The 344-nt window shown below is 61.0% G+C and carries 1 protein-coding gene; it reads right to left on the reverse strand.

Annotation, left to right across the window (positions count from 1 at the left end):
* The coding region (locus EOD29_RS30885; protein WP_164763897.1) for a phosphotransferase at positions 1 to 344 on the reverse strand (344 nt) is incomplete at both ends.

Below are 344 nucleotides of genomic sequence, written 5' to 3' on the forward strand. Positions count from 1 at the left end.
AGATAGCCGGGCTTGCCGTCCCGCTGCAGCAGCCGCACCCAGAGACCGGCAAGCTTGCAATTGCGCTGCGCCGACATGATCGCCCATGCTTTCGGAAATCCGACTTCGTCAAAGCCGCCCTGTCTGCGGCGAAGCGCCATATAATCATCCATCAGCTGCCGGAAAAGCTGCGGCTCGATCGTGACGCGGGCGTCCTGGACAATGGAGGCAAGGTCATAGGCGGTGGGCCCGATCATGGCGTCCTGGAAGTCGATGAGGCCGATCTTTCTGATGCCCGGCTCCTGCGGCCGCCAAATGATGTTCGGTGAGTGGAAATCGCGCAGCAGCAGGTTCTTTTCGACCGT

This window comes from Mesorhizobium sp. M1A.T.Ca.IN.004.03.1.1 (assembly GCF_003997555.1).
GTDB lineage: Bacteria > Pseudomonadota > Alphaproteobacteria > Rhizobiales > Rhizobiaceae > Mesorhizobium.